At 65.2% G+C, this 15,437-nt stretch carries 14 protein-coding genes and 1 pseudogene; 6 read left to right on the top strand and 9 right to left on the bottom strand.

Annotated elements, in window-relative coordinates:
• Both VN856_RS03330 and VN856_RS03325 read right to left on the bottom strand, forming a co-directional pair.
• Positions 1-969: ABC transporter substrate-binding protein (locus tag VN856_RS03330; protein WP_325686117.1), on the bottom strand; the 969-nt coding region annotated here is incomplete at its 3' end.
• Positions 970-996: 27 nt separating this feature from the next.
• The gene (locus VN856_RS03325; protein WP_325686115.1) at positions 997-2,217 is read right to left on the bottom strand and encodes a DNA polymerase domain-containing protein; all 1,221 of its coding nucleotides are present in this window, start codon (positions 2,215-2,217) and stop codon (positions 997-999) included.
• A 65-nt stretch (positions 2,218-2,282) separates the two neighbouring features.
• Here VN856_RS03325 and fadD2 point away from each other — a divergent pair, with 65 nt between their 5' ends.
• Complete coding sequence (gene fadD2 / locus VN856_RS03320) at positions 2,283-3,959, top strand: long-chain-fatty-acid--CoA ligase FadD2 (protein WP_325686113.1); 1,677 nt, start codon at positions 2,283-2,285, stop codon at positions 3,957-3,959.
• Between the two features lies 1 nt (position 3,960).
• Here fadD2 and VN856_RS03315 read toward each other — a convergent pair whose 3' ends face one another.
• Both VN856_RS03315 and VN856_RS03310 read right to left on the bottom strand, forming a co-directional pair.
• Positions 3,961-4,473, bottom strand: coding sequence for a DinB family protein (locus VN856_RS03315; RefSeq protein WP_325686110.1), 513 nt, complete (start codon positions 4,471-4,473; stop codon positions 3,961-3,963).
• A 36-nt stretch (positions 4,474-4,509) separates the two neighbouring features.
• The gene (locus VN856_RS03310) at positions 4,510-4,836 is read right to left on the bottom strand and encodes a hypothetical protein (RefSeq protein ID WP_325686108.1); all 327 of its coding nucleotides are present in this window, start codon (positions 4,834-4,836) and stop codon (positions 4,510-4,512) included.
• A 603-nt stretch (positions 4,837-5,439) separates the two neighbouring features.
• On the opposite strand from VN856_RS03310, the gene VN856_RS03305 reads away from it, so the two are divergent.
• The gene (locus VN856_RS03305; protein WP_325686106.1) at positions 5,440-5,832 is read left to right on the top strand and encodes a hypothetical protein; all 393 of its coding nucleotides are present in this window, start codon (positions 5,440-5,442) and stop codon (positions 5,830-5,832) included.
• Positions 5,833-6,004: 172 nt separating this feature from the next.
• Here the strand turns inward: VN856_RS03305 and VN856_RS03300 are convergent, their stop codons facing one another.
• The 4 genes from VN856_RS03300 to VN856_RS03285 are packed head-to-tail and all read right to left on the bottom strand — an operon-like array spanning position 6,005 to position 10,996.
• Positions 6,005-8,203: an acyl-CoA dehydrogenase gene (locus tag VN856_RS03300; RefSeq protein WP_325686104.1), complete on the bottom strand. Its 2,199-nt coding sequence runs from the start codon at positions 8,201-8,203 to the stop codon at positions 6,005-6,007.
• 51 nt (positions 8,204-8,254) lie between these two features.
• On the bottom strand, positions 8,255-9,238 hold the full coding sequence (locus VN856_RS03295; protein WP_325686103.1) for a 2-hydroxyacid dehydrogenase: 984 nt from the start codon (positions 9,236-9,238) through the stop codon (positions 8,255-8,257).
• Positions 9,214-10,347 carry an alpha/beta hydrolase gene (locus VN856_RS03290; protein WP_325686102.1) on the bottom strand — a complete coding sequence of 378 codons (1,134 nt, stop codon included), beginning with the start codon at positions 10,345-10,347 and terminating at the stop codon, positions 9,214-9,216. Before VN856_RS03290 ends, VN856_RS03295 begins: the two co-directional genes overlap by 25 nt.
• Before the next feature lies 1 nt (position 10,348).
• Complete coding sequence (locus VN856_RS03285) at positions 10,349-10,996, bottom strand: TetR/AcrR family transcriptional regulator (protein ID WP_325686101.1); 648 nt, start codon at positions 10,994-10,996, stop codon at positions 10,349-10,351.
• A 147-nt stretch (positions 10,997-11,143) separates the two neighbouring features.
• Between VN856_RS03285 and VN856_RS03280 the strand changes: the two genes are divergently transcribed.
• Complete coding sequence (locus VN856_RS03280) at positions 11,144-11,719, top strand: VOC family protein (protein WP_325686100.1); 576 nt, start codon at positions 11,144-11,146, stop codon at positions 11,717-11,719.
• A 4-nt stretch (positions 11,720-11,723) separates the two neighbouring features.
• Here VN856_RS03280 and VN856_RS03275 read toward each other — a convergent pair whose 3' ends face one another.
• Positions 11,724-12,356, bottom strand: a complete 633-nt coding sequence (locus VN856_RS03275; protein ID WP_325686099.1) for a TetR/AcrR family transcriptional regulator — start codon at positions 12,354-12,356, stop codon at positions 11,724-11,726.
• 79 nt (positions 12,357-12,435) lie between these two features.
• Between VN856_RS03275 and VN856_RS03270 the strand changes: the two genes are divergently transcribed.
• From VN856_RS03270 to VN856_RS03260, 3 genes and pseudogenes are all read left to right on the top strand, one after another.
• Positions 12,436-13,329 (top strand): oxygenase MpaB family protein, encoded by an 894-nt coding sequence (locus VN856_RS03270; RefSeq protein WP_325686098.1) that lies wholly within the window; start codon positions 12,436-12,438, stop codon positions 13,327-13,329.
• A gap of 119 nt (positions 13,330-13,448) precedes the next feature.
• Positions 13,449-14,354, top strand: coding sequence for a class I SAM-dependent methyltransferase (locus VN856_RS03265; protein WP_325686097.1), 906 nt, complete (start codon positions 13,449-13,451; stop codon positions 14,352-14,354).
• A 271-nt stretch (positions 14,355-14,625) separates the two neighbouring features.
• Positions 14,626-15,437 (top strand): annotated as a pseudogene (locus tag VN856_RS03260) (type VII secretion AAA-ATPase EccA); the annotation flags it as partial.

The following is a 15,437-nucleotide window of genomic DNA, read 5'->3' as shown; positions in this document are numbered from 1 at the left end:
GATCAGCGGCGGCAGCTGGTCGGCCACCAGCGGGTAGCTCAGCGGCGATGCGTAGGCGATTGCCCCGGCCTGATCCTTGGTGGTGAAAACGCTGCGTGAACGTTGCGTCGCCACGTCTGGAATTGCCAGCAGGGCAGCCTGTTCAGCCTCGCTGTCGGTCATCCAGATCAGCAGTTCGGCGTCGCCGAGGACCGACTTGACCTTGTCGCGCGGGATGAATGCGCGGTGCTGATCGACGGTGAGCGCGGCAAGGGTTTCGGGAAGTCCCAGGCCCATCTGCTTGAGGAAGTCGGTTTGCCACCCGGTGGTGGCGACGACGTTGTCGTCGTGCAGTCTGCCTTGCAGCAGCAATACCCGCTTGTCCTTGAATTGCGGGTACTTGTCCGCGACTGCGGTGAAGTCTTTGTCGACGCCGTTGATCAGCGACATGATCTGGCCGGCTTGGTAAACAGCCTGGCCAATGGCTTTCGCCTGGTCTTTCCACGGTTCGAAGAACGCGTCGCGATCTGATTGCGCGAGCGTCGGTGCGATGGCGGCCAGCTTCTGGTAGCGGTCCTGGTCGAGTCCGGCGTCGGTGGCGACGATCAGGTCGGGTTTCAGGCCGGCGATCTGCTGAACCTGAATTCCGTTGTCCAGGTTGAGCACAACGGGTTTGGCATTTCCGAGTTTGGGTTGGGCCCACGGCCATACCCCGAACGGCTGGTCGCCGAACCAGTTGGTCACCGCAACCGGCACGATTCCGAGTGCAAGCAGGTCGTCCTGCCCGGTGAGGCCCGCGCTGACTACCCGCTTGGGCGGCTCGGCGATCGTCGTCTCACCGAAGGCGTGCGTGATGGTGAGCGGTCCACTGCCACCGGTTGAGGCGGGCGGTGGCTTGTGCGACGAGCAGGCCGCGGGCGCTGTGAACGCGAGCAGTCCCGCCGCCGCGCCGGCGCGTAGGAACCCCCGTCGATTCCAGTGCTCGACCATGGCGTGAGCGTAGCGTGTTCGCTCAGGTCAACGGGTCGGCCAGGGACTGTAGTCGGCGATTAGCTCCTCCTGCGGCGGCCGTTGGTCGTCGGGCACATGCTGCAGGTTGATCCGAATCCGGTACCAGATCGAACTCGGTCCGCGCATGCCGTCGACCAGCACGTCGGCCGGCTTCAAACGTTCGGCCGCCGCGGGATGGCGCTCGCGCCAGGTGTCCAGCGCTGCCATCGCTTCGTCCTTGGTCTTGGTGCGGGCGATCTCGATGAGCGGCATCACCGAGCGACGCCGTCCGGTCCCATCGCGCCGCGCGCCCTTCGGCGCCTTCTCCGCGGGTCCGAGTTCTTCGGCGAGAGTGAGTAGGCGGTGAAGATCGCCGGCGGTGTCGTTCATTCCCGCCCACGGGTCGCCGAGTTCGGCGAACCGCTCCGGCACGGTCGTCACAGTGAAGGTCGCGGGGTCGCAGTCGGCGACCTCGTCCCACCGCAGCGGCGTCGAGACCCGTGCGTCCGGGGTGGCCCGCACCGAATACGCCGATGCGACGGTCCGGTCTTTGGCGTTCTGGTTGAAGTCGACGAACACCCCTTCGCGCTCCTCTTTCCACCATCGGCTGGTGGCCAGTTCGGGCGCTCGTCGTTCCACCTCCCGGGCCACGGTTTGCGCGGCCAGGCGCACCTGGCGAAACGACCAGCTCGGAACAATGCGGGCATAGATGTGAAAACCGCGGGACCCGGACGTTTTCGGCCACGCGGTCAGTCCGTAGTCCTCGAGTACTTCACGGGCCACCTGTGCGACGTCCAGGATCTGCCGCCACGTCACACCGGGCATCGGGTCGAGATCGACGCGGAGTTCGTCGGGGTGGTCGAGGTCGTCGGCAAGAACCGGATGTGGGTTGAGGTCGACGCAGCCAAGGTTGATTGCCCAGGCCAAGCCGGCCGCGTCGTGGATGACGGCCTCTTTGGCCGAGGTACCGGAGGCGTAGCGCAGTTCGGCGACGTCGACCCAGTCGGGCCGTTTCTCCGGCGCGCGTTTCTGAAAGATGGCCTCCTCGTCGATGCCCTTGACGAACCGCTTCAGGATCATGGGTCGGCCAGCCACCCCGCGCAGGGCGCCGTCAGCGACGGCCAGGTAGTACTGGATCAGCTCGAGTTTGGTGTGGCCGGCCCGCCCGTCCCGATCGGGAAAAATCAGCTTGTCGGGATGGGTGACCTCAACCTGGCGTCCGCCCACGTCCAAAGACACCGGAGCCATGGGTTCATGCTAATTCGCGAGAACTTTCCGGCCGCGGTGCGACGTCCGTCACATAGTGTGAAGGCATGCCCAATCTCATCGATCTGCCTGGTCAGGCGTTAGCCAAATTCCAGCAGTATGCCGAGCGTGGAGCTTCTGAGCTGCATTACCTCCGCAAAATCATCGAATCCGGCACTTTCAGGCTGGAGAACCCGCTGAACTACGCCGCGATGGCCAGCGATATCGCGAAGTGGGGCGAGATCGGCATGCTGCCGTCGTTCAACGCCAGGCGCACGCCCAACCGCGCGGCGATCATCGATGACGAAGGCTCGTTCACCTACCGCGAGCTCGACGAGGCCGCGAACGCGGTCGCCCACGGGCTGCTGGCCAAGGGGGTGCGCGGCGGCGACGGGGTCGCGATCCTGGCGCGCAACCACCGCTGGTTCGCGGTCGCAGAATTCGGCTGCGCACGAGTCGGGGCTCGCATCATTTTGCTCAACAGCTCGTTCTCCGGCCCGCAGATCAAAGAGGTCTCCGAACGTGAGGGCGCCAAGCTGATCATTTACGACGACGAGTACGCCGCAGACGTCAGCAAGGCCGAGCCACCGCTGGGCAAGCTGCGCGCGCTGGGCACCACGCCTGACGGCGAGGATTCCGGCAGCGCCGATGAAACGTTGGCCAATCTGGTCGCCGCTCACAGCAAGGCGCCGGCGCCGAAGGCCAGCAAGCACTCGTCGATCATCATCTTGACCAGCGGCACCACCGGAACCCCGAAGGGCGCCAACCGCAGTACCCCGCCGACGTTGGCGCCGATCGGGGGCATCTTGTCGCATGTGCCGTTCAAGGCCAACGAGGTGACCTCGCTGCCGGCGCCGATGTTCCATGCGCTGGGTTTCCTGCACGCGACCATTGGGATGTTCCTTGGTTCGACGCTGGTACTGCATGGCAAGTTCAAACCGGCTCAGGTTTTCGAAGACATCGAGAAGCACAAAGTGACAGCGGTCGTGGTTGTGCCGGTGATGCTGGCGCGCATGCTCGATGCGCTGGAGAAGATGGACCACAAGCCCGATTTGTCCAGCCTGCGGATCATTTTCGTCTCGGGTTCGGCGCTAGGTGCTGACGTCGCCGAACGGGCGCTGAAGGACATTGGCCCGGTGGTCTACAACATGTACGGTTCCACCGAGATCGCGTTCGCCACGATCGCGCAGCCACATCACCTCGAGTTCAACTCCACGACAGCCGGGCCCCCGGTCAAGGGTGTCAAGGTCAAGATCTACGACGAAAACGGCAAGGAGTTGCCGCAGGGCGAGGTCGGCAGGATTTTCGTGGGTACCAGCTTCCCGTTCGAGGGCTACACCGGCGGCGGCAACAAGCAGATCATCGACGGGTTGCTGTCGTCTGGTGACGTCGGATACTTCGACGAGCGCGGCTTGCTGTATATCAGTGGTCGCGATGACGAGATGATCGTGTCCGGCGGCGAGAACGTCTTTCCGGCCGAAGTCGAGGACTGCATCAGCGCGCATCCCGACGTGGTGGAGGCGACGGCGATCGGCGTCGAGGACAAGGAGTGGGGCCACCGACTGCGTGCCTTCGTGGTCAAGAAGGACAACGCTGACCTGGACGAGGACACCGTCAAAAAGCACGTGAAGGATCAGCTGGCCAAATACAAGGTGCCGCGGGAAGTTGTGTTCCTCGACGAGTTGCCGCGCAACCCGACCGGAAAAATCCTCAAGCGCGAGCTGCGTGAGATCGACGTCGACTAGTTCACCCGTCGTACCCGGTTGCGCCGTCCAGCTGCTCGCGCAGGATGTCGACTTGTCCGGTGTGACGGGCGATCTCCTGGATCATGTGCACGTAGATCCACCGTAGCGACACCGTCGTCTTGAGCCGGTCGTGCCACAGCTCGTGGTCCAGCGGATATTGCGCGGCGATCCGGCGAGATTCCTCGCACTGCGCCTGGTATTCGGTGATCAGGGCCGGCACTGATTCGTCGGGCTGCAGCTCGAACTCCCAGGAACGCTCGTGCGTGCGGCGGTTGTCGTCGAGCCGTCCCTGCAGGAACTGCTCGAACCAGCCATATTCCGCCCAGCGCAGGTGTTTGATCAACCCGCCGACGGTGGTCGGGGAAGGAACGAGATGGCGGCGGGCGTCGGCATCGGACAGCCCGGAAACCTTGCGCACCACGATGTCTCGATAATCATCGAGGAAGGCTTCCAGGGTGGCGCGCTCGCCGGTTACCCCTTGCTCGCGACGATCGGGACGCTGCGTTTCTGCCATGACCGCGAAGCTAGCACTGCCCGTCCGTCCGTGAGATCAGCGCCGTTCGCGGATGCTCCGAGTTACTTCGGCGGACAGCTTCGCGTCCTTGAGAAGCAACTCGATGAGCGCGCTGATGACTTCTTGGCCGGTGACTCGGGCATACCCCAGGCGGTCGGCCGCGTCCCGCTGCCAGATGTCCAGGGCCCGGTGGGTCGCCGGGGACAGATCGACGGTCCGGCGGGTGCGCTGGCCGCGTGACGCCGGCTCGGGCTTCTGGTGGCTGTCGACCTTCTTCCGCAGGCTGGTGAAGCGTTCGGTCTGGGCCGAGGCATTGGCGCGTGGGGGCGGCTGGGCCCGAAACGACGGCGAGCTGGGTTCCATGCGGCGGGACGACCTTCGATAGACGAGAGTTTTCAGTAGATCAGGACTTAAGTATGTCCGTTAAAGCTGTGTGACGCAGCGCCGGCGGGACGGACGGCGTGTCCGCGGCCGGGATGACGTGATCGGCGCAGGCCGTTCGGCCCGAGTCGCGAGGAAGAACGCGCCGACGCTGGAACCGTCGAGCCCCACTGTTGCTAGGGTCGAGGCGAGCAGTAATTCACCTGACTCGTATGAGACCAGTTAGCCGTTCGCTATTCACGTCGTACAGAAATACAAATTAACGTATTTATGCCTTTCCGAAAATGCGAACATACTGGAATGATGAGTCCCGCAGGTACTGACTACAGTATCTCAGTAAAGGGTCGTTTAGCTGCAGCGATATCTACATCAGTAGCTACTGAACGCAGTACTGGCGGATGTCATGACCTCATGATCGCAGTAAATCACGAGTCAACACCGATATCTATCCTCCCTATCAGCTACATTAGCTGTACAAAGCCAAATCTAAATTCTCAGGCTTATTAGTGGAGCAATTTATGATTTGCTAAGGATCAGGAATTAACGTTCTGGGTGTCCGTCACCAGATACGAAGGAGCAACCATCATGTCGTACTCACTCGCTTCGGCCCGCCGCATCGCCGCTGGCGCAATCGGCGCAGGCGCGGTGGCCGGCGCAATGATTTTCGGTGCTACCCCGGCGGCTAACGCCGCCCCCGCGGCGCCGGTACCGGCTGTAGTCGGCCCCATGCACGTCGCTCCGCCGGAGTGGGGTGGCCACGGCTGGGGCGGAGGCCACGGCGGTTGGGGCCACCACGGCGGCTTCGGTCGCGGCGGTTGGGGCCACCACGGCGGCTTCGGCCGCGGCTGGGGTTGGGGCCACGGCGGCTTCGGTCGCGGCGGCTTCTGGGGCCACCGAGGCTTCTGGGGTGGCCACCATGGCTGGTTCGGCGGCCACAGCTTCGTTCGACGCACCGTGGTTCGCCGCGGCTGGTGGTGAGCCCTTAATCCCGGGGGGACAGGCTGGCCCCGCCCTTGGACAGACGGGGCCAGCCGCCCGGCGGGCCGACTAGCCCTGCCCTTGGACAAGACGGGGCTAGCCGGCTCCGGTAATAAAAGTTCACGCCGATCTGAGCTCCGTCAGGTCGGCGTGAACTTTTTGGTCTGCGGGCCTACGGATCGCGGGGCAGCCCCAGCAGCCGTTCGGCGATGATGTTGAGCTGCACTTCGGACGTGCCGCCGTAGATGGTGGTCGCCCGGCTGGCCAGCACGTACTCCGCCCACTTGCCCGGGAGCTGCTCGGGGTCGCCGATCGCGCCGTCAGACCCGAAGGACGACAACCCGAATTCGGCGTAGCCCTGTCCGGTACGCATCGACAGCAGCTTGGAGATGGCCGCCGACGGCATCGCGTCTCCGCCGGCCAATGTCAGCAGCGTCGAGCGCATGTTGAGCACCTTGGCGGCGTGGCCCTCGGCGATCAGTTGTCCGGCGCGGTTCTGCCCGATTTGGTCGAATTGCCCGTCGCGGATGAACTCGACGAACTGGTCGAGGCTGGCCAGGAACGGTGCCTCGCTGTTGCCGATCGAGACGCGTTCGGCGGTCAGCGTGTTGCGGCTGACCTCCCAGCCGCGGTTGACCTCGCCGAGCACCAATTCGTCGGGCACGAACACGTCGTCGATGAACACGGTGTTGAACATCGCGCCGCCGGTGAGCTCACGCAACGGCTTCACCTCGACGCCATCGCTGCGCATGTCCAGCAGGAAGTAGGTGATGCCGTTGTGCTTCGGTGCGCTCGGGTCCGTTCTGGCCAGCAGCGCGCCCCACTGAGAGAACTGCGCTGCGGTGGTCCAGATCTTTTGTCCGGTGATGCGCCAGCCGCCGTCGACCTTGGTGGCTTTGGTGGTCAAGCCGGCCAGATCGGATCCGGCTCCTGGTTCGGAAAACAGCTGGCACCAGATCATTTCGCCGCGGAACGTCGGCGGCAGGAAGCGTTGCTTCTGCTCCTCGGTGCCGAACGCCACGATCGACGGCACAATCCAGGCCGCGATGCCGATCGGTGGCCGTCTGACCCGCCCGCTGCTGAACTCCTGGGCGATGATGATCTGCTCGACGGGCCCGGCGTCGCGTCCCCACGGGGTGGGCAGATAGGGCAGCACCCACCCGCCCTCGGCGATCGCGGTGTTGCGCTCCTCGCGCGCTATTCCCTTGAGCGCCGCGACCTCCTCGCGGATCTCATCGCGCAGCTTCTCGGTGTCGGGGTCGAGATCGATATCGAGCGTGCGCATACCCGTGGTGGTGGCGGTGTCGACAACCCGCTGCGGGTACTCGGATCTGCGGCCGAAAGCGGCGGCCAGAACCAGCGCGCGACGGTAGTAGACGCCTGCGTCGTGCTCCCAGGTGAATCCGATACCGCCGTGCACCTGAATGCAGTCCTGGGTGCAACGCTGAGCGGCCGCCGGCGCCAGCGTCGCCGCCACCGCCGCGGCGAACTCGACCGCGGAACCTTTGGTGTCCCAGTTGTTTTCGCGGGATTCATCGACGGCGCGCGCCGCATCCCAGACGGCGGCCGTGGCGCGTTCGGTGTCGGCGATCATCTCGGCACACTTGTGCTTGACGGCTTGGAACTGACCGATCGGCCGGCCGAATTGCTCGCGGATCTTGGCGTAGTCCGAGGCCGTGTCGGTGGCCCACCGCGCGACGCCGACCGCTTCCGCCGACAGCAGCGTGGAAATCAGCGCCTTCGCGACCACGACGCTGAGGTTGCTCAACACAACGTCGTCTGCAACCTCGATGGCGTTGGCGCGCACATGCGCGATCGGTCGCAGCGGGTCCACGCTCGCGACCGGTTCGATCTCGAGCTGGTCGGCGCGCAGCACCACCCACTCTTCGCCGCTGTCGATCGCCACCGGCAACACCAGCAGCGACGCTTCGGCGGCGGCCGGCACCGCGCGGATTTCCCCGCGGATCACCAGCGCGTCGCCCTGTCGCGTCGCGGTCAGGCCGGCGTCCAGGGCGTACGCGGCGATGGCCGCACCGGAGGCCAGGTCGGGGAGGGCCTTGGCGTCCGGGTCGTGTGCCGAGATCAGCGCACTGGCGATCGCCGACTGCACGAACGGGCCGGGCACCGCGCCGTAGCCGAACTCGGCGAGCACGACAGCGAGCTCGAGGATGCCGAAACCCTGACCGCCAACGGATTCGGCCAAATGGACGCCCTGCAGGCCCTGGTCGGCTGCGGCCCGCCAGTACGGCGGAGGGTTGTCGATCGGCGTCTCCAGCGCGGCGTGCAAGACCTCCGACGGCGCTACTCGCGCCACCAAAGATCGCACCGAATCGGCCAGGTCTTGATGCTCGGGGTTGATTGCGATCGGCATTGGTCGCCTTCCTTCGGGTTGCCCGGGGCCTATGGCAGCTCGACCCCCAATCTAATAACCGGTGGGTTGGTTGACTACATGGGCCAGCCGCTGGCCGTCCCGCAGCCGGCGGCAGTTGGCGACGGCTTCGACCAGATAACGCCGCATGGTGTCGACGGTGTACCAGGTGACGTGCGGGGTGAGGACGACGTTGTCCAGGCTCAGCAGCGGATTGTCCGGCGCTACGGGCTCGATGCCGAAGACATCGAGACCGGCCGCGGCCAACCGGCCGTCACGAAGCGCATCGACCAGGGCGTTTTCGTCGACGATCGGGCCGCGTGACGTATTGACCAGCACCGCACTGGGTTTCATCCGAGCCAGCGCGGCTGCGCCCAGCAGTCCGTCGGTGTCTGCCGTCAATGGCAGGTGCAGCGAGACGATGTCGCTGGCGCTCAGTAGCTCCGGCAGCGGTCGCCAGCCGGGCAGCCCGTCGTCGCCGGTGCTGGTGTGCAGCACCGTGGCACCCATCGCGGCGACGATGCCCGCGACCTGTTTCGCGATGTTGCCGTAGCCGACCAGCCCAACCGTGCACGCTCCGATGTCGCGGACCGTCTCGCCGAGTTGCGGGTCGGACGGCCAGCCGCGGCCGTCGCGAGTCGCCTGATCCAGCACCGGGAGGCGGCGCAAGGCCGCCAGCATCAACAGCACCGTTCCCTCGGCTACCGACGGCGCGTTGGCGCCGGGCATGTTGGCAACGGCGACACCGCGTTCGGTGGCGGCGTCGACGTCGATGGTATTGACCCCGGCGCCGAACTTGTGCACCAGCCGCAGGCGAGCCCCCCGGGACAAATCGGCCGCGGAAAGTGGCCGCAGCACATGCCAAATCACGTCGGCCTCGGCTATTTCCCGGTGGAAGGCCTCGTGCGCCTCGGCGGAGTCGTCATCGGCACACCAGCGGATGTCAAGCCAATCAGATTCCGGCGCAAGGAAATCCAGCACCTTCGGGCCGGGAACGAAGTGGGCGAGGACCCTTAACGCCACCGCTTGGCAATCCATTTGGCGATGGTGTCAGCCTGCTCGCTGCGCGCACCCGGTGTGGTGAAGTAGTGATCGGTGTTGATCGCGCACTGGGACTTGTCGGTGCTGGCCAGTGCGTCGTAGATGCGCTGAGCATCCGACGGGAACACACCGGTATCGGCCTCGGCGTTGATCACCAGGGCGGGGCAGGTGATCCGGGCTAGGTGCGGCTCGGCCCTGGTCTGCGCCGTTCGCAGACTCCACATCGCCAGCCAGCTGCGCAACGTGCAGGCCGCCGCGATGCCGTGCGCGGACCGGTTGGCCTTGACCGGCGGTCCGGCGTAGCAGGTATTCGGCTGACGGTTGGTCGGCTCAATCGTCGGATCAACCATCCGCGGATCGGCCCACGTCCGCATCACGGTGAACGGGCGGTCGGTAAACCCGACGGCGCGAACACGTTTCAGCTCTGTCTCGACCCAATCGGTGATGCTGTGGTTACGCGCAACCTGCGCTGAGCGATACCGGGCCAGGAATTCCGGCGAATACGGCGGGCCGTTGTGCGGGTCGAAAAGATCCAGGTCGGAGTCGGTGGCGACGGGATCGTTCTCGTCGACGACGGCGCCGTCCATCCACGCGGTCAGCACGTCCGGGCGCCCCGGGTGTGCGGCGCTGGCCACGTAGCCGTCGGCTGGCAGCAGGTCGGTAAGACCGGCCGCCGGTCGCATACCTGCCATTGGCGTCACGTGCGGGTCGGCCGCCTGCGCCTGGTATGCGGCCATCAGCGACCCGCCTCCGGAATTACCCAGCAGGACAATCGTTTCCACGGCTTGCGTCTCGCGTAGCCAGCGAACCCCGACGCCGATATCGACCAGCGCATGGTCGAGCAAGAAGCTGCTCTCGAACCCGCGGAACCGGGTGTTCCAGCCGAGAAATCCGATCCCACGGGTCGCCAGGTAGTCGGCGAGATAGTGCTCGGAGAAGTCGATCTGATAGTGGGCCGCGATCACCGCGACCTTCGGTTTGCGCCCGACGCCGCGGTAATACAACCCTTGGCACGGGTGCCCGCCCGCGCCGGCGCGCCGCCCGGTCGGCGACGGCAGCCCGATGAATTCTCGAATAACCCCGGGCGTGCCGGCGGTGCGACCCACGTCAGCGTTCCTCCTCGCAGTAGATGGCTCGGTAGAAGATATTCGTCAACGTGGCGATGCAGGCCTCGTCGTCGGGTCTGTCGTCCTGGCGCGACGCCGGTCCGGCCAGTTGCAGATAGCAGAATTGGTTCAGCATCGCGACGATCGCGACGGCGATCAGCTGCGGGTCGTCGCCCGCGCAATATCCGTCGGCCTGGGCACGTCGCACCATCTCGGTGATGAAAGACGTTGAAATATCGCAGATGTCACCCCAGTATTTGGCGAAGTCGTCGTTGACCATCGCCAGCTGCGAGATGCTGATCATCTCTGGCAACCGATGTTTGTAGGCGTGCCAGTACGCCGCTGCGGCCTGGTGGGCTCGCTCCCGCGTCGACAGCCCGTGCCGGATAACCGGCTTGGACCGCTCGCCGAACTCGGCGCGGAACCGCAGTGCCCACTCGCGGACCATCGCCTCCTTGGAGTCGTAGTAGTTGTAGAACGACGCCGTCGACCGGCCGGCCTCGGCGGCGATGTCGGCGATGGTGGTGGCCAGGATGCCTTTGCGGGCAATGACAGTCCGGGCCGCCGCGTCGATGGCAACCTGCGTTTGACGGCCGCGGTTGGTCGGTAGCGGCGCACGACTGCTGGACGAGTCGGACACGGTAGACACCGACGGGCCCCCTTCGTCGTGACTGGGATCCCCTCGATCCCGGGAACGGCGCTGCTCTGGAATTGACCTGAATCTGATGTTAGGTTCAGATTCGGATCTCCGCCACGGAACCAGCCAAGCGCCACGCGGACGGACGGGAGCCCGGGGATGATCAAGCCGCACAACCGCAATTCCGAATTCGAACTCGGCGGCATCAACCATGTCGCGCTGGTGTGCTCGGACATGGCCCGCACGGTGGACTTCTACAGCAACGTGCTCGGTATGCCGTTGATCAAATCGCTGGACCTGCCCGGGGGTGCCGGGCAGCACTTCTTCTTCGACGCCGGCAACGGCGACTGCGTCGCGTTTTTTTGGTTCGCCGACGCGCCCGACCGAGTGCCGGGCCTGTCGTCGCCGGCCGCCATTCCGGGTATCGGCGAGATCACCAGCGCGGTGAGCACCATGAACCACCTGGCGTTCCACGTGCCGGCCGAAAAGTTCGACGCCTATCGGCAGCGACTGAAGGACAAGGGCGTGCGGGTGGGCCCGGTGCTCAACCATGACGAGAGCGAGCGGCAGGTCGCGGCCGCACTGCATCCCGGTGTCTACGTGCGGTCGTTCTACTTCCAGGACCCCGACGGAATAACGCTCGAGTTCGCTTGCTGGATCAAGGAATTCACCACGAACGACGTTCAGACCGTGCCCAAGACGTCCGCCGATCGCCGCATCCCCGCCACCCACTAGGGCATCAATCGCGATACAGACTCGGGTTGCCCAACTCGTTGATAAGTGATGTGAGCTGGTCGACCAGCTGATCTGGCTCGAGCCGTACGTCGCCGGCCAGCCAGGCGCTGATACTTTGCGCCACCCCGCCGACCACGAAATGTGCGGCAGCCGTGATCCGGTCGTTCTGCGGAACCCGCAGCGTGTTCCCGGCATGACGGCCCGAAAGCATCGCGAACAGCGCGTTGGATTCGACCCGTTTCCGGGCCAGCACGGTGTTGGCCAACTGCACGCTGAACAACAGGCGCCCCACTCGCCGGTCGCCACCGATCGTGCGGACGATGTTGGTCATGCCGGCGCGGGTCTGCTGCTCCGGCGGTGCGGCGTCTACGGCGGCCTGAGTCGTGAAGGCCAGCTCGGCGATCACCGAGTCGAACACCGCACCAATCAATTCGTCTTTGTCCGCAAAGCTTTCGTAGAAGTAGCGTGCCGCCAGACCGGCCCGTCGGCAGACCCCGCGCACGGTCAATTCCGCGGCATCGTCGCCGCCGAGCAGATCGAGCCCGGCCTCTAACAGCCTGGCCCGGCGGGTTGCCAGGCGATCGGCGGCATCGACGCCGCCGTAGGGCCGTGCGGTGGTCCTCGGGGCAGTCGCCATGAGTGCCATCTTGACACCGGTACCTGCGGCCTGCAATATCAGGAAACAAGCGTTCTCACAATTAGCGAGCAGGTGAGCGATGACGGTCAGCGAACCGATCAGGCATGTCGAGCGTGCGGTGAGCGAGCCACCGGTCGCCGGGCGTCGACCGCGGCGGACGCCGCAACTCGGTGACACGTTGATGGGAATGGCCCTGCTACTGGGCCCGGCGAACGTGATCATGCAGCTGGCGCGGCCCGGTGTCGGGTACGGCGTGATGGAGAGCCGCGTCGAGAGCGGCCGCGTCGACCTGCATCCGATCAAGCGGGCCCGCACCACGTTCACCTATCTCGCCGTCGCGATGGCGGGTACCGACACTCAGAAGGCGGCGTTTCGGCGAGCGGTGGACCGTGCGCACGCCCAGGTCTACTCGACTCCGGACAGCCCGGTGCAATACAACGCTTTCGACCCCGACCTGCAATTGTGGGTGGCGGCTTGCCTTTACAAGGGCGGGGTCGACTTCTATCGGATGTTCATCGGCGAGATGGACGATCGGGACGCCGATCGTCACTATCAAGAAGCGGTCGTGCTCGGCTCCACGCTGCAGGTGCCGCCGGAGATGTGGCCGGCCGACCGGGCCGCGTTCGACCGCTACTGGAACGAGCAACTCGAGAAGGTCCACATCGACGACTCCGTTCGCAACTACCTGTACCCGATCGCCGTCGGCCGGATACAAGCCCTGCGTCTCCCCGAGTTCGTGCGACGGCAACCGGAAAAGCTCGGTCTGCTGCTCACCGCAGGCTTTCTGCCACAACGATTTCGGGACGAGATGCGCTTCTCGTGGGATGCCGCCACACAGCGGCGCTTCGACCGGCTGATCGCTGTGCTGCGTACGGTGAACAACGCTATGCCGCGGTTTGTCCGGCAGTTTCCGTTCAACCTGCTGCTGCGCGATGTGGATCGACGGATCAAAGCCGGCCGCCCGTTGGTGTAACGCCGAATACCCCCTACCGGGACGGGGTCTTGTTCTACGACACAACGTCGTATTGAATGCCGTCGTGGCTGGATCGGACGACGTAAGCGCGGTGTTCGGCGCGCGTAGGGTCGGTTGGCGTGCGTACTGACGACGATAACTGGGACATCACGACGACTGTCGGCGCGACTGCGTTACTTGTCGCTACCGCCCGCGCATTGGAGGCGCAGAAGCCTGACCCGTTGGCACTCGACTCATTTGCCGAGGCGTTCTGCCGGACGGTGGGTGGACCCTCGGCTGCCGTACTCGACGGCAAGCTGCCCGAACATGCGTTGAAATCGGCCGACTGGGGCCAGCATTTCGTCAACTTCCAGGGCGCACGTACCAGATATTTCGACGACTACTTCCGGCGAGCCGCAGACGCCGGTGTCCGGCAGGTGGTGATCGTGGCCGCCGGTCTGGACTCTCGCGCCTACCGGTTGTCCTGGCCCGACGCGACGACGATCTTCGAGCTGGACCGTCCACAGGTTCTCGATTTCAAGCGCGAGGTGCTGAGCGAGCAGGGAGCGACGCCCCACGCCGAACGCCGTGAGGTCGCCATCGACCTCCGTGAGGATTGGCCGCAGGCGTTGCGGGACAGCGGTTTCGATCCTACGAAGCCGTCGGCGTGGATCGTCGAAGGTCTACTGATCTATCTGCCCGTCGCCGCGCGGGAGCAGCTGTTCACCGGGATCGACGCGCTGGCCAGTTCGGGAAGTCATGTCGCGGTAGAAGAGAGCGCGGCGCTGCCTGACGAAGCGTTCGACGCTGCCGTCGCGGGAGAGCGCGCGGCTCGGGCCGAGGGCGACGACCGGTTGTTCTTCCAACTGATCTACAACGAGCAGCACGACCCGGCCCAACAATGGTTCGACGAACACGGCTGGACCGCGGTCGCGACGCCGCTGGCGGAGTACCTCCGCGACGTGGGCCGCCCGGTGCCCGGACCGGATATCGAGGCCGGACCGATGATCGCCCGGAACACTTTGGTCAGGGCCGTCAAAAAGTGAGATCCCGATGCCGTACAGTTCTTCGCTAATGACATCCATTTTCATTAAGCCACTGCGCTACCAAGCGGGGAGGCCTAACAGTCTCGTCGCGCCCAAAAGACGTTCCGGGGCGGCCTTCAGGTGGACTGACCTGCAGCGCTTGAGCTTTCGCAGCCGAGTGAGCGAGGCCACGCATCCAGCGAATACGTGCGTCTCGACACCTAGCTTATGCAATGCTAACTTCGCCCGAAGTTAGCTTAGGCAACACTACGTCCGAAGGGGAGACTGAGGCGTGGAAATCGCTGACACCGGCAGTGTCGCCACCCGGCCGACAACTGTCAGGGTGGACGATGACGTAACGAGTCGATTCGCGACCTGCTGCCGCGCGCTCGGGCTGACTATCTATGACCGCAAGCGCCCCGCAGACCTGGCCGCCGCCCGCTCCGGGTTCACCGGCCTGGTCCGCATCGCCCACGATCAGGCCGACGCATGGGTCGGGCTGGCCGCCGCCGGCGATCTGTCTCTGCCTGTGCTGGAAGCGATTTCGCACAATGTAGCGACGGCAGGAGTGTTGCAACGCCACGTGGAATTGGCGCCGGATGCATTGGGCTTCCTGTACGACACTGGTCTGTACCTGAAGTTCCGCGCCACCGAACCCGACGATTTCCATCTTGCCTACGCCGCGGCGCTGGCCGGTGACGGGCGTTTTGCTGCCGCGTATCAACTGGTCAGCGATGTCACCCGGCGTCGACCGAGCTCGCGGGAGGCCCGCTGGGTTGGTTCGATCGTCCACTACCGCGCTGAGCGCTGGTCTGACGTGGTCAAACTGCTGTCCCCGATCGTGAACGATCCCGATCTCGACGAGCACTTCGCGCACGCCGTGAAGGTGGCGCTGGGTATTTCGTTGGCGCGGCTGGGCATGTTTGCTGCCGCGCTGTCCTACCTCGAGGATCCAGACGGTCCGGTGGCCGTCGCCGCCGTCGACGGGGCGTTGGCCAGGGCGTTGTCGCTGCGCGCCGACGGCGACGAGGACACCGCGCGCGAGGTGTTGCAGGACCTGTATGCCGCCAACCCGGAAAACGCTCAAGTCGAAGAGGCGCTCAC

The sequence above is a fragment of the Mycobacterium sp. genome (assembly GCF_035603715.1).
In the GTDB taxonomy this organism is placed as follows: Bacteria; Actinomycetota; Actinomycetes; order Mycobacteriales; family Mycobacteriaceae; genus Mycobacterium.
This window is presented reverse-complemented; position numbering and strand designations above follow the sequence as displayed.

Coding starts and splice junctions, on each gene's coding strand:
- VN856_RS03325 (WP_325686115.1), bottom strand. CDS start 2,217: ATGGCTCCGGTGTCTTTGGACGTGGGCGGACGCCAGGTTGAGGTCACC.
- fadD2 (WP_325686113.1), top strand. CDS start 2,283: ATGCCCAATCTCATCGATCTGCCTGGTCAGGCGTTAGCCAAATTCCAG.
- VN856_RS03315 (WP_325686110.1), bottom strand. CDS start 4,473: ATGGCAGAAACGCAGCGTCCCGATCGTCGCGAGCAAGGGGTAACCGGC.
- VN856_RS03310 (WP_325686108.1), bottom strand. CDS start 4,836: ATGGAACCCAGCTCGCCGTCGTTTCGGGCCCAGCCGCCCCCACGCGCC.
- VN856_RS03305 (WP_325686106.1), top strand. CDS start 5,440: ATGTCGTACTCACTCGCTTCGGCCCGCCGCATCGCCGCTGGCGCAATC.
- VN856_RS03300 (WP_325686104.1), bottom strand. CDS start 8,203: ATGCCGATCGCAATCAACCCCGAGCATCAAGACCTGGCCGATTCGGTG.
- VN856_RS03295 (WP_325686103.1), bottom strand. CDS start 9,238: ATGGATTGCCAAGCGGTGGCGTTAAGGGTCCTCGCCCACTTCGTTCCC.
- VN856_RS03280 (WP_325686100.1), top strand. CDS start 11,144: ATGATCAAGCCGCACAACCGCAATTCCGAATTCGAACTCGGCGGCATC.
- VN856_RS03275 (WP_325686099.1), bottom strand. CDS start 12,356: ATGGCGACTGCCCCGAGGACCACCGCACGGCCCTACGGCGGCGTCGAT.
- VN856_RS03270 (WP_325686098.1), top strand. CDS start 12,436: ATGACGGTCAGCGAACCGATCAGGCATGTCGAGCGTGCGGTGAGCGAG.